The 13,205-nt window shown below is 61.3% G+C and carries 13 protein-coding genes; 4 read left to right on the top strand and 9 right to left on the bottom strand.

The genetic code is table 11. The annotated features are described in order from the left end of the window. Window positions 1-33 precede the first annotated feature (33 nt). From C8C92_RS07040 to C8C92_RS07010, 7 genes are all read right to left on the bottom strand, one after another. Window positions 34-1,029: a PHB depolymerase family esterase gene (locus C8C92_RS07040; protein WP_116743368.1), complete on the bottom strand. Its 996-nt coding sequence runs from the start codon at window positions 1,027-1,029 to the stop codon at window positions 34-36. A gap of 84 nt (window positions 1,030-1,113) precedes the next feature. Further along, window positions 1,114-3,318 (bottom strand): TonB-dependent receptor, encoded by a 2,205-nt coding sequence (locus C8C92_RS07035; RefSeq protein WP_116743367.1) that lies wholly within the window; start codon window positions 3,316-3,318, stop codon window positions 1,114-1,116. A 147-nt stretch (window positions 3,319-3,465) separates the two neighbouring features. Then, complete coding sequence (locus tag C8C92_RS07030; RefSeq protein ID WP_116743366.1) at window positions 3,466-4,260, bottom strand: alpha/beta hydrolase; 795 nt, start codon at window positions 4,258-4,260, stop codon at window positions 3,466-3,468. A 116-nt stretch (window positions 4,261-4,376) separates the two neighbouring features. Next, entirely contained in the window at window positions 4,377-5,015 is a 639-nt protein-coding gene (locus tag C8C92_RS07025; RefSeq protein WP_207780977.1) for a TetR/AcrR family transcriptional regulator, read from the bottom strand. Between the two features lie 106 nt (window positions 5,016-5,121). Next, on the bottom strand, window positions 5,122-6,078 hold the full coding sequence (locus C8C92_RS07020) for a bifunctional helix-turn-helix transcriptional regulator/GNAT family N-acetyltransferase (protein WP_116743365.1): 957 nt from the start codon (window positions 6,076-6,078) through the stop codon (window positions 5,122-5,124). A 74-nt stretch (window positions 6,079-6,152) separates the two neighbouring features. Next, window positions 6,153-6,581, bottom strand: coding sequence for a hypothetical protein (locus C8C92_RS07015; protein ID WP_116743364.1), 429 nt, complete (start codon window positions 6,579-6,581; stop codon window positions 6,153-6,155). Between the two features lie 113 nt (window positions 6,582-6,694). Then, window positions 6,695-7,240, bottom strand: coding sequence for a hypothetical protein (locus tag C8C92_RS07010; protein WP_116743363.1), 546 nt, complete (start codon window positions 7,238-7,240; stop codon window positions 6,695-6,697). Window positions 7,241-7,452: 212 nt separating this feature from the next. On the opposite strand from C8C92_RS07010, the gene C8C92_RS07005 reads away from it, so the two are divergent. Next, window positions 7,453-7,974, top strand: a complete 522-nt coding sequence (locus C8C92_RS07005; RefSeq protein WP_116743362.1) for a DUF1993 domain-containing protein — start codon at window positions 7,453-7,455, stop codon at window positions 7,972-7,974. 28 nt (window positions 7,975-8,002) lie between these two features. Further along, window positions 8,003-8,521, top strand: a complete 519-nt coding sequence (locus C8C92_RS07000; RefSeq protein ID WP_116743361.1) for a hypothetical protein — start codon at window positions 8,003-8,005, stop codon at window positions 8,519-8,521. A gap of 3 nt (window positions 8,522-8,524) precedes the next feature. Here C8C92_RS07000 and C8C92_RS06995 read toward each other — a convergent pair whose 3' ends face one another. Then, the gene (locus tag C8C92_RS06995; RefSeq protein ID WP_116743360.1) at window positions 8,525-9,241 is read right to left on the bottom strand and encodes an SDR family oxidoreductase; all 717 of its coding nucleotides are present in this window, start codon (window positions 9,239-9,241) and stop codon (window positions 8,525-8,527) included. A 152-nt stretch (window positions 9,242-9,393) separates the two neighbouring features. On the opposite strand from C8C92_RS06995, the gene C8C92_RS06990 reads away from it, so the two are divergent. Further along, window positions 9,394-10,698 (top strand): MFS transporter, encoded by a 1,305-nt coding sequence (locus C8C92_RS06990; protein WP_116743359.1) that lies wholly within the window; start codon window positions 9,394-9,396, stop codon window positions 10,696-10,698. 55 nt (window positions 10,699-10,753) lie between these two features. On the opposite strand, the gene C8C92_RS06985 is transcribed toward C8C92_RS06990, so the two are convergent. Then, window positions 10,754-11,176: an SMI1/KNR4 family protein gene (locus tag C8C92_RS06985; protein WP_165829305.1), complete on the bottom strand. Its 423-nt coding sequence runs from the start codon at window positions 11,174-11,176 to the stop codon at window positions 10,754-10,756. 377 nt (window positions 11,177-11,553) lie between these two features. On the opposite strand from C8C92_RS06985, the gene C8C92_RS06980 reads away from it, so the two are divergent. Continuing rightward, window positions 11,554-13,134 carry an isocitrate lyase gene (locus tag C8C92_RS06980; protein WP_116743357.1) on the top strand — a complete coding sequence of 527 codons (1,581 nt, stop codon included), beginning with the start codon at window positions 11,554-11,556 and terminating at the stop codon, window positions 13,132-13,134. Window positions 13,135-13,205: the final 71 nt, after the last annotated feature.

Below are 13,205 nucleotides of genomic sequence, written 5' to 3'. Positions count from 1 at the left end.
CCCCATTGCATAGGCTGCAAGTTCCTCAACGCATCAGCGCTGGTAATGCTTGAAGAAGTTCCAGCTGATCACGGTGGCGTCCGGGCCCAGCTCATCGCTGAAGGGCCAGCCGGGAGGGCCGCCGCTCCACGCGTGGTTCATGCCCTCGACCGTGTACTTTTGCGCGATGACGGTACCGTTGTGCAGGTAGGTGTCGATGGAATAGCTGCGGCCGTACGGCACCGTCTGGCGCACGATGCTGTCGGCACGGTAGCGCACGCTGTCATTGTCGAGGCCATCGTCGCCGTAATCGCTGGTCTGCAGGAATTGCTCGATGGTTTGCTCGCCGTTGACGGGGTTGACGACGATGTCGGAAGTGCCGTGGAACACCATCGTCGGCATCAGCCGGCGCGGCGAACCGGAGCAGCGCCAGGCATCCTTGCCGCGTACTTTCGGATCGAACGCGCTGCCGTTGAACAGCGAATCGGCGGCCGTGAGCATGCCGATGGCACCCTTGTACATGCCGCCCGAATGCACCATCACGGCGGCGAACACGTCCGAATAACAGGCGGCCATGATGGAAGCCATGGCGCCGCCCGCCGAGATGCCCGTCACATACACGCGGCTGTCCTGTACCGCATACTTGCTCTTGACCTTGTTCAAGATACCCATCAGCACGGCCGGCTCGCCCGTGCCCCGCTCCTGATTCAGCGGCAACATGAAATTCCAGCAGCGCATGGGGTTGGCCGTGGCGTTCTGGCGCGGATAGACGACGATGAAATTCTCGCTGTCGGCCAGCTGGTTGTAGCGGCTGACGGCGGCCATGCTGTTGGGCTCGGAACCGCAGCCGTGCAACATCAGCACCACGGGCAGCGGCGTGTTTGGATTGTAGTTGCTCGGTAGCCAGACCTGGTATTCGCGCGTGCCCCACAGGCTCGCGTACAGGCCGAAGTCCCACTGGCCAGCGGCCGCCGGCAGCGCGGCCAGCAAGCCGCAAGCGGCGATGATTGCGGATAAGAAGTGACGCAGTTGCTGATGCAGATGTGCCATGCCAGTCTCCTGATTATTATTCACGACGAAAACAGCGACAACGACCCGGCTTGACGCCCGTCAAGCCGGCACTTCTACCACCCCTTAAAATTTGTAGCCAGCCTTGGCGATGATCTGGCGCGGCGGGCCATAGAAACCGTCTAGGATGAAGACGGCGGGAATGTTGTAGCCATCCGTGCGGTAGCGCTTGTTGCCCAGGTTGCTGCCGTGCAGGCTGAAGGTCCAGTTCTTCGGCGCTTCCCACACGACACCAGCCGTCCAGATGCTGTAGCCGCCTTGCGCCAGGGTTTCGCTCAAGTCCGTGGTCGGGTAGACCTTGCTGCGATAGCCGTAGCCGATCATGCTGCGCAGGGCGCCGCCGAAGACGTCGCGGTCCGTGCGCGTCACATTCAAGCCCACTTGCCGCGCTGGCGTATTGCTGAACTTTTGCGTATCCGCAATGTTCTTGCCGCCGCTCATGAACTCGTCATAGTTGGCATCGAGCAAGGCGAGGAAGCCGTTGACTTCCCACTGGCGGTTCGGCCGCCACGAGAATTCGAATTCCGCGCCTTTCACCGTCGCCTTGCCCGCATTCGTGAAGTCGCCATAGAAGCCCGGCACGCCGCCCGGCTGCACATAGCTGGTAAACACCGACAACTGAATATCCTTGTAGCGGTTGTAGAACAGGGCCACGTTGGCGTCAAACGTATCGTCCGGCGCCGCATATTTCATGCCCACTTCCAGCGCGTCGAGTTTTTCATCCTTGTAGGGGCGCGCGGAATCGGGCACCACCAGGTTGTTGGCGCGCACGTTGTAGCCGCCCGACTTGAAACCGCGCGACAGGTTGCTGTAGAAATTCGTCGTCTTCGACGCTTCATAGCGCACGGAGATTTTCGGCGAGGTATTGCTGACCGACAAGGACGTGTCGAAGTCGGCCGCCGTCTGGATGGGCCGCGTGAAGCCCACGTCGGCAAAGGCGCGGTTGAGCACGATGGCGCGCTTTTCCTCGCGCGTGTGGCGCAAGCCCGCATTGATGCTCCACACCTTGCCCAGCGGCCAGGTCCAGTCCGTGTACAGCGCCGTGCTGTCCGTCTCTACCGTGCTGACGGCGGCCGTGAACTGGCGTCCCAGGAAGTTGTTGTAGATGCCGCCGCCGGCCGTGCCTTCGAAGCGGTACAGACCGATCACGCCGGCGCCGTAATCACCGCTGTACGAGGCCTGCAATTCCAGGCTTTTCTGTTCGTCGCGCGAATCGCCGAACACGTCGGCGATCGGCTGCGGCAAGCCGTCGAAGTCGATGGTTTGCTCGGACGTGCTGCGCCGTTTGGCGCCGATCACTTTCACCGACCACTCGTTCGACAGCGTGTAGTTGGCCACCAGCGAGCCGCCCCGGTTATGCGTGAAGTTGTTGCCCGGCATGCCGCTCTGGATGTCATACGCATCCGTGCTGGCGGGACGCTTGAGCGGGTCGAACGCGCTCACGCCCATGCGCTGGAAGCCGCGCACGCCCGACTTGTCATCCGTGGCGTCCAGGCTCAGCACGACGGTAAGCGGAATATCTTGCGGAAAATAGCCGACGGACAGGCGCGCGGCCGTGCTGTCCTGGTCGCTGACCTGTTCGCCATTGAAGGTGTTGCGGCCGAAACCGTCGCGGTCCAGCTTGGCGGCCGCCAGGCGCGCGCGCCAGGTGCCGTTCTCGTTGGCCACATTGAAGGCGGCCTTGAAGTTGCGCTGATTGTAATTACCGATGCCCACTTCCGCCGAGGCGCCGTTTTCCTTCGCCAGCGGACGCGAGATGTATTTGATGGCGCCGCCGATGGTGTTCTTGCCGTACAAGGTGCCTTGCGGGCCGCGCAGCACTTCGATGCGCTGCACATCGAACACGTCGAGCAGCGCGCCTTGCGGCCTAGCCATGTAGACGTCATCGAAATAAATGCCCACGCCCGGATCCACGCCCCATACGGGGTCGGCCTGGCCCACGCCGCGAATGAAGGCCGTCAGCGTGGTATTCGTGCCGCGCGAGGCGTACACGGTCAGGTTCGGCACGCGCTCCTGCAAGTCGGCCAGGTTCTGGATATTCGCCCGTTCCAGGGCCTTGGCGGAAAACGCCGTGACGGCCAGCGGCACGTCCTGCAGCCGCTCTTCGCGGCGGCGGGCGGAGACCGTCACGGTTTCCATGCGTTCTTTCGCGTCGCTGGCTTCCTGGGCGCTAACTGCAGTGACCGGGATGGCTTCCTGCGCCTGGGCCTGGGTGGCAAAGGCGCCGGCAACGGCGAGGGCGGCGGGCATTAATTTCAAAGCAAGTTTCATAGCGTCTCCAATGTCAGGCTTGCTTGCCACCAGGGCAGACGGCCGGATGCCAGGATCGCAAGACGTAACGGTACCGGCGCGCACATAGCGAGCACCTGCCCTGCGATGACTGTTTCCGGCCCTCGGCCCGTGCGGCGAGTGGCCTGTTTATTTTGAATGTGTGGCGAGGAAGGACTGCAACAAGGTATTCACACGCTGCGCCTGGTCCAGGGGCGTGGCGTGGCGCGAGTTCGCGATAATCTCGATCTCGCACTGCTGAAACTGTGCGGCAAAGGCCCGCTTGCTGGCGACGGGCGTGTAATCCTGGTCGGCCGCCATGATGAAGACGGGCATGGCCAGGGCCTGGAAATGAATGTCGATATCCCAGTGGAAAATGGCGTCCAGCGCGGCCAGATAGGCGCGCTTGTCCATGCCTGCCATTTGCGTGGCGAAGCGCTCGACCAGCGCTTGCTGGGATGGATCAGGAAACAGTTTCTTGCCGATGATCTTGCCCATGGCTTTCAAGCCCAGGGTGGCAATCACGGTACGGCGCAGCCAGTAGGCAAACAGCAACGACGCCGGCTTGCTGCCCTGAAACGGTTGCGAGTTGATCAGGCACAAACTGGCTACCCGGCCAGGGGCGCGGTTGGCCATTTCCAGGCCCACCATGCCGCCCAGGGAAAAACCGACGATGTGCGCACGCGGCACGTCGAGCTGGTCCATCAAATTGAAAAGGTCGTTGGCGAAGTCGCCGATCTGCCAGTCGCCGTCTGGCGCCGGACTGGCGCCATGGCCGCGCATATCGGGCACGATCAGGCGATAGCTGCTGCCGAGCGCATCGATTTGCGGGCGCCAGTCTTCGGCGCAGGAACCGAGGCCGTGCAACAAAAACACGGGCTCGCCCTGTCCCTTGCCCAGGTCGAGGTAATGCAATGGAACATCGGATGTCGTGTGACGCCGCATTCTGTCTCCTTGCTGTTGAACATGCTTTGTGTTCAGGTGCAGGAATATGTTTTCCTGCTGTTGGAAAACATAATACGGAATCCGAATTCCGATTTCAAGTTAAATCGCTAAATATCTCAAGTCAGGTAATTTAAAGCAACACGCACCAGTTCATCTTCCAGTGCCGCGCCCGATAAAAAGGACAGCGAACCCGTCAAGGTATGCTGGTTCAGGATACCCAGCAGCACGGGCGGCACCACCATCATCGCCTGCGTGGGGTTCGGGTGGCGGATGCTGGCCGACTTGCTGGCCAGCACGGCGACCGTGCGTTGCGAGATCAAATGATTGATCTGATGCACCCTGTCGCGAAATTGCGCATCCTGCGACGCGCGCGTGATCAGGGCGCGCAACACGCCGCTGCGCCCGCCATTCACGGCCACGAACATCGCTACCATGGCGCGGATGAAGTCTTCCAGGCTGCGCCCTTCCCACTGGCGCAACTCCGTCAGGGTCTCGACCTTTTCCACCATGTCGGAAAAAAAGCGCTGCAGCAGCAAGCGGCTCAGGGTGTCCTTGTCGCCTAATAAACGGTAAAAGGTGCCGACCGAGGTTTCCGCCAGCCTGGCCAGGTCGGCCACGCCGATTTCATCGAAACGGTTTTCCGCCAGCAACTGTTCGCCCACCAGCAGCAGGCGCTCGAACGCTTGCTTGCTGCGCGCCTGGGTGGGCTCCGGTGGAACGATCATCTGCGGGAAGGGCATCGGGAAGGAAGGCATGCGGCGTCGGCGTCTCGAATAGTGGAACCTGAGTTCCGTTATGGGTGCGCGTATTGTAACGCGGGAGGCGGCCGATGGGGAGCGCCGCGTGGCGCCCTCGCGTGTGCTACCTGCCCTGCCACTCCATATAGACGTCGGCGCGCTGGTAATGGGCGTCGCCGGCGGGCCGCGCCACGTGGCTAAAACCGCTGCTTTCGTACAGGCGGATGGCGGGCGCCAGCTTGCTGTTCGACTCCAGGAACAACAGTTGCGCGCCGCTGGCCTCGAAGGCGTCAAAGGCCCGTTCGATCAGCCGGCGCGCGACGCCCAGGCCCTGGCACTCGGGCGTGACAGCCATCTTCGACAACTCGATGCTGGCCTCGCCGGCGCGGATCAGGGCGCAAGTGCCGACGATTTTTCCATCGAGGCGCGCGAGGAAGATCTGCCCGCCAGCGTCGAGTATCGAGCGTTGCGGATCGGACAGCACCTTGTCGTCCAGCGCCTCGACATAGAAATAGCGTTCCAGCCATGCGATATTCAGGCGCTTGAAATCGGCCGCGTAGGGCGCGGCGTAGTCGATGATTTCCACGGCGGCCCGCTCGCGCTGGCGCCGGCAGGCGGCGATCGTCTCGCCGAAATCTTGCGATTGCAAGCGCGCTTCGGCCCGGTCCAGGCTGGCCATCAGCTGCGGCGTGCCCTGTTCGAACACGGCATCAACAGCTGCGCGCACGTCATCCCACAGGGGCGCCATGGTGCGCAGCAAGGCGTGCCCGGCGTCGGACAGCGCCAGCAGGCGGCGCCGCTCATCCTTGGCGTCCGGCAGCTCCGTCACCACGCCAGCGTCCAGCAACTTGCGCCCCAGCTGCACCACCACAGGATGCGTCTGCCCGATCTGCGCGGCCAGGGCAGTGATCGCCGTGGGACCGTTATCACGCAGCAGCAGTAACAAGGGGAAACAGCGCGACGTCAGTTCGACGCCGGCCACCAGATAACTGGTATCGACACCGGCATACAGTTGATCGGAAAGACGACGCAGGCGGCTGGCCAGCATCAGGGAGCCGTAGGTTTGCAGGTTGGAGGACATGTTTATCGGGATATATGTAAGTAGTTACGTATACCCTAACGCAAACCGGCTTTGCAGGTCAAGCACAGGCTTGCCTAGTCCTCATCATCGGCCAGCGCCGCTTGCAGCCTGGCCGCAAATACCTGCCCGATCAGTTCTCCCAATCCCGGCCACACCTGCGTCAGCCAGCGCTTGCCCTCCTCGCTGGGCGTTACATACGGTGCGTCGCGCATGGCGCAGTCCCGGCCGATGGCGATGACTTGTTCCGCATCTTCCAGGCCGCCCGCGATCATGGCGTCAATAGGCATAGCGATCAGCTCGGCAGTCAGATGCGGACGCAGCAGGCAAGCGGGCGCGATGATGGCGAATGACGCCTCCATATAACTCCAGCAGTTGGTGGGCCAGTGGGCAGCCTTGACGGCGTCGAGGAAGGCCGCGTCGCTGAAGGCATCCGGCTGTGCTTGCGCTTGCGTATAGAAAGCGGCAAGGACGACGAGTTGCGGCGGGGAAGTCCAGGTGGGCATCGATAATGATCGAGGAAAGCGGCGATGGCGGACTGTAGCATGTCCGATGGGCACGCTGGAACACGGCCCGGCAGCTCCTCCAGCAAGAACCCGGCAACGGGACCGAACTGAACTTAACTGGCGCCGCTACGCTGGAACACCACGGTGGCGCGCGGCTGGGCGTCGCGCTCCAGGTGATACGTGAGGGTTGAGCCGTCGGCGCTGACGCTGATGGTCCACACATTCGTGGCCGCACCCTTGACCAGCCTGGCCGTGTAGTCGTCGGCCAGGAACGATTGCGACAAGGCCGAGCCCGTTGTACTGGCCATGCCGCCATACATGGTCACGGCGTCGGGCGTGCCGTCCGCGTGGCGGTGATCGTGCTGCAAGGCCAGTCCCGCCAGCGTGCGGCTGATGATCCAGGTGCGCGACTTGTCCTCGCCCACCTGGAACGGCACCTTGATTTGCCGCTCGCCGCAAGCGGCAAAGTCCGCATGCAGGCGCTTGCCCGCGAAATCATGCTGCGGATCCTTGGGATACACCAGCACGCCGTCAAATTGCTGGCCGCACAGGCTTTTCAGGGTTGAGAAGAATTGATCGCGTGTATCTTGCGCTTGCGCAGCGGCCGGCAGCAAGCCCAGCAAGGAAGCGAAGACGGCGCTGGTGACGAGTGATTTCATGGAGTTCCTATCGTGGGAAAATACGCAAAGCCGGGCAGACAGCCAGGGCGGCCATCCGAGGCTGCCATCCGAGGCTGCCATGTTAGCGGGAACGGCAGTCCTTTAGCAAATCATTACAAATTTCAATATGCTAATATCTGCTCCGCCCTGAGCATGCCCTGGCCCCATCTGGCGCCAGGCCCCCGGCATCTCCACTCAATCGAGGACTATCCATGTCGGTCTACGCCATGACCATCCCTTGCTTCGCACAAATGCTGCGCTCCCTGAGCACCCTGTTAAGCAAAGGCGAAGAACGCGCCCAGGCGCTGGGTTTTGAGGTACAAAACCTGCTCGACGCGCGGCTGGCGCCCGACATGCACACGCTGGCGCGCCAGGTGGAATTCACGTGCACGCAGGCGCAGGAAGCCCTATGCCGGCTGACGCAGAAAGCGCTGCCCCGGCTCGCCACGCCCGCCGACATGCGGCAAGCCAAGGCGCTGATCGAGGACACCCTGGCGATGCTCGCTGCGGCGGACCGCGCAGCGATCGACGCGGGTGCGGAGCAGCAAGTATCGATCACCCTGGCCGGCGGCCTGAGCTTCGACATGACGGGCCTGGAATACGCGCTCAACTGGGCCACGCCGCAGTTCTATTTTCACCTGGTGACGGCGTACAACATCCTGCGCCATAACGGCGTGCCGCTTGGCAAGGCCGAGTATGTGCAACATATGTTTGCGTATGCGCGCCAAGCATAATGATTTGTATGTTTGAACAAGGAAACCCATGCTGCTATCACTAGACGATCCCATCTGGCCCACCCTGGAAGGCGGCTACCGCATGCCCTACGACGTGGCCGCAGCGCTCAAGGCCATGCAGGCGGGCGAAGACGTCTGGCATGAGCTGTGGGAAGAGCTGCACCACCAGGGCGACGTGGGCGTCGCCTCGTATGCGGCCGTGCCCCAGCTGGTCCACCAGCTGGGCAACGCAGCGGCGCGCGAGGAGGATTTCTATGCGCTCATCGCCCTGATCGAGCTGGAGCGCCACCGCAAGCACAATCCGCCGCTGCCGGAGTGGCTGGCCGGCAGCTACCAGGATGCCTGGGCGCAGCTGCCCGCCATCGCCGCGCGCGACTTGCAAGGCCAGCTCGATCCCGTCATGCTGGAATCCGTGTTTGCCGTGCTGGCCCTTGCCAAGGGCAAGCTGCGGCTGGGCGCCCTGCTGCTGCAGATGGACTCCTCCGAAGTGGAGGAGTGGCTGGAAGAGCGGCTCGGCTGGTCCGAAGTTTACGGGAGTGGCGCCTAAGGCCTAGAAACGCTCGTCGCGCAGCGCCGGCAGCACCAGCTCGCGCACGAACGAGGCATTCGACAGGCTCAACAGCATGCGCACGACGGCAACGACGTCATGCACGGGGATCAGCTCGCCCTCGCCCCGCGCGGCGGCGTCCGCCAGCGGCACGGACAAGCCATCGTAGGTATTCAGATAGCCCAGCTGCAGCGCCGTCACGGCCAGTCCCTGCGCGCGGAAACCTTCGCGCAAGGCATCGGCGATGCCGTTCAGGGCGAATTTCGAAGCGCTGAACGTCACTTCCGGGCGACCGCTCTGGCGCAAGCCGGACGTCGAGCCCGTGAGTATCAGCTGCGGCTTGCTGCTGGCCAGCAAGCGCGGTACCAGGCGCTTGAGCAGCAATATCGTCGCTGTGATGTTGGTATTGACCATGTCGACGATGGCCTCGTCCGCATCGCCGAGGAAAGCGTAGTCATCGCTGAAGGCTTTTTCTTCCCACACGCCCAGGTTGTAGATCACCGCGTCCAGCACGGCGGGCGCTTCGCGTGCAATGCGTTCGACCGCCTCGGCCGGTGCGGCCAGGTCCGCCGCGATCCATTGCAGCTGTGTGCCTTGGCCGGCAGGCAAGTCGGCGGGTTGCTGGCGCGATACGCCGATGACGGTATGTCCGTCAGCGAGCAAACCGTCCACCAGCGCGCGTCCCAGGCCCCGGCTAGCGCCCACGATCATGATGTGCATTATGTGTCCTTTCCAATGAAGTCAACGCTGATGATAGCGGCGTTGTATTAAGCACAGCTGAGGCTGATCCCCATACGCACCGCATTTACTCACGCGGCGGAAATGCGTATGCTAGGTCTGGCAATCTCCGATAACACACAAGAACGAGACACATGCCTACTTCCAACACCGCCGCAATCAACGCTGCAAGCCGTCCCCTCACCAAACAAGACTATAAAACCCTGTCACTGGCCGCCCTCGGTGGCGCGCTGGAATTCTACGATTTCATCATCTTCGTCTTCTTTGCCAACGCCATCGGCCAGCTGTTCTTCCCGCCGGAAATGCCGGAATGGCTGCGTTTGCTGCAAACCTTCGGCATCTTCGCCGCCGGCTACGTGGTGCGTCCGCTGGGCGGCATCGTCATGGCCCACTTCGGCGACTTGCTGGGCCGCAAGCGCATGTTCACCCTGTCCATCCTGATGATGGCCGTGCCGACCCTGCTGATCGGCTTGCTGCCGACCTACGCCACCATCGGCCTGGCGGCCCCACTGCTGCTGCTCTTGATGCGCGTCTTCCAGGGTGCGGCCGTGGGCGGCGAAGTGCCGGGCGCCTGGGTGTTTGTGTCCGAACACGTACCGAGCCGTTTCACGGGCTTTGCCTGCGGCGTGCTGACGGCCGGCCTGACTGTCGGTATTTTGTTGGGTTCGCTCGTCGCGACGGGCTTGAACACCGTCTACACGCCGGCAGAAATCACCGATGGCGCCTGGCGCTATCCGTTCTTGCTGGGCGGCCTCTTCGGTTTCGGCGCCATGTATTTGCGCCGCTGGCTGCATGAAACCCCGGTCTTTGCGGAAATGCAGCAACGCAAGGCGCTGTCCACGGAAATGCCGTTGAAATCCGTGCTGCGCAGCCACCGCGGCGCCGTCGCCGTGTCGATGCTGCTGACCTGGATGCTGTCGGCCGGCATCGTCGTCGTCATTTTGATGACGCCTGCCCTGCTGCAAAAGATCCATCACATCGCGCCGCGCACCACCCTGGTGGCCAATACCGTGGCGACCCTGTGCCTGGCCTTCGGCTGCATCATCGCCGGCATGCTGGCCGACCGCCTGGGCGGCAAGCGCGTGATCTTCGTCGGCTCCGTGCTGCTGGCCATTTCCACGTATATTTTCTACACCACCGTCGGCAGCCGCCCCGACCTGCTGCTGCCCCTGTACGCCATGACAGGCCTGTGCGTCGGCGTCGTCGGCGCCGTGCCCTACGTGCTGGTGCAAGCGTTCCCGGCCCAGGTGCGCTTCTCGGGACTGTCGTTTTCCTACAACTTGTCGTACGCGATTTTCGGCGGCCTGACGCCCGTGGTCGTGACCCTGATGCTGAAGAACAACGTGCTGGGGCCCGCCTATTATGTGATCGGCGTGTGCGTGGTGGGCATGCTGACGGCGCTGTTTATCAAGGATCAGCGGCAGACGGTAGGACGCTAGACTCGGGCAGCGCGCGGGCTTGCCTCGCGCGCTGCAGCAGTTGCCCGGTAAGCGATCAAGAAAATAGCAACAGGAAGTCTTCAAAGGAGTTTGAAATCTTTCGCCAGTAATCATCGTCCCATACGATGACAGATGGCGCGCTACGGGCGCCCCTGAAATCGAAACAGAATTGACTCCCGTCGCCGGCCATGCCGAAACAAATGATTTCTGTAAAATCAACGATGTCCGGAATGCCTCCCGGGCCGGCACTGCCACTTCCAGGCTCTCCATAGCAGCCATCGCCGACGAAACACGCGCCAAGCTTCGCTGTCTGGGCAGTCAATTCGACGACATCCGTATAGATTTGAGCCAGTTCCGTCTGCAAGACGCCACCGAAAGAATCGAGCTCTTCTTTCAGTCTCAAATTACAAAATCCTTCCGCATCCCGATACCTTGCTGAAAAAATAACATACTCGACGGGTAAATCCATACCGTTCATCTGCATTGCTGACTTTACCTTTCACAATCGGATCATGATATTAAAACAAAATTGCTTCTACACCACCTTTGAGTGGTTTTTTTTTGCCCCGATTTGTCGCGCTGCACCAAATTCTGAAAAGACGTTTCACATCGCGAAATTTCAAACAGCAGACTCAGCCATTGATGCTCTCACTTTTTGAAAATTCATTTCACATCCTGAAAAATCATAATTAAGCCATTGAAAAACAAAGACTTAATTTAAGTTATATGTCTTATATAAGACTTGAACATTGGCGCGAATCGGCCTACTATTTAGTCATGCAGTTTGCTTCGACAAGACGTTGTGGCGCACTCGGCGATTTTCTCAAACATAGCTTTTCTTTTTAGGAGATTCACATGTCCCAATATCAAGACGACATCAAAGCTGTTGCTGGTTTGAAAGAGCAACAAGGCAGCGCCTGGAACGCCATCAATCCCGAGTCCGCCGCCCGCATGCGCGCCCAGAACAAATTCAAGACCGGCCTGGACATCGCCCGCTACACGGCCAAGATCATGCGCAACGACATGGCTGCCTACGATGCGGACCCATCCAAGTACACCCAGTCGCTCGGTTGCTGGCACGGTTTCATCGGTCAACAGAAGATGATCTCGATCAAGAAGCACTTCAACAGCACCGACCGCCGCTACCTCTACCTGTCCGGCTGGATGGTCGCCGCCCTGCGCTCCGAGTTCGGCCCGCTGCCAGACCAGTCGATGCATGAAAAAACCGCCGTGACCAGCTTGATCCGCGAACTCTACACCTTCCTGCGCCAAGCCGATGCCCGCGAACTGGGCGGCCTGTTCCGCCAGCTGGACGCTGCCCAAGGTGCTGAGAAGCAAGCGATCCAGTCCAAGATCGACGGCCACATCACCCACGTCGTACCCATCATCGCCGACATCGACGCCGGTTTCGGCAATGCGGAAGCCACGTACCTGCTGGCAAAACAGTTCATCGAAGCGGGCGCCTGCTGCATCCAGATCGAAAACCAGGTATCGGACGAGAAACAATGCGGCCACCAGGACGGTAAAGTCACGGTGCCACATGAAGATTTCCTGGCCAAGATCCGCGCCATCCGCTACGCCTTCCTGGAACTGGGCGTGGACGACGGCATCATCGTCGCCCGCACCGATTCGCTGGGCGCCGGCCTGACCAAGCAGATCGCCGTCACCAACGAACCAGGCGACTTGGGCGACCAATACAACTCCTTCCTCGACTGCGAAGAAGTGTCGGCAGACGCGCTGGGCAATGGCGACGTCATCATCAAGCGCGAAGGCAAGCTGCTGCGTCCAAAACGCCTGCCGAGCAACCTGTTCCAGTTCCGCGCCGGTTCCGGCGAAGAGCGTTGCGTGCTCGACTGCATCACCTCGCTGCAAAACGGCGCCGACCTGCTGTGGATCGAAACGGAAAAACCGCATATCGCGCAAATCGGCGGCATGGTCAGCGAAATCCGCAAGGTCATCCCGAACGCCAAGCTGGTGTACAACAACAGCCCATCGTTCAACTGGACCCTGAACTTCCGCCAGCAGGTGTATGACATCATGAAGGCCGACGGCAAGGACGTGTCCGCCTACGAACGCGCCCAGCTGATGAGCGTGGAATACGACCAGACGGAATTGGCGATCACGGCCGACGAGAAAATCCGCACCTTCCAGGCCGACTCGGCCCGCGAAGCCGGCATCTTCCATCACCTGATCACCCTGCCGACCTACCACACGGCCGCCTTGTCGACCGACAACCTGGCCAAGGAATACTTCGGCGACCAGGGCATGCTGGGCTACGTGGCCGGCGTGCAGCGCAAGGAAATCCGCCAAGGCATCGCCTGCGTGAAACATCAAAACATGTCCGGCTCGGACATCGGCGACGATCACAAGGATTACTTCAGCGGCGAAGCGGCGCTGAAGGCAGCTGGTAAAGACAACACCATGAATCAGTTCTAAGATTTTGGTTTGGCTGTAGAGTGAGAAAACCCGCTTCGGCGGGTTTTTTTGCGTTTGCGCTGCGGACAGGT

Source organism: Janthinobacterium sp. 78 (genome assembly GCF_003096775.1).
In the GTDB taxonomy this organism is placed as follows: domain Bacteria; phylum Pseudomonadota; class Gammaproteobacteria; order Burkholderiales; family Burkholderiaceae_D; genus Janthinobacterium; species Janthinobacterium tructae.
Note: the sequence above shows the minus strand (reverse complement) of the source record. Positions and strands in the feature narration are given on the sequence as shown.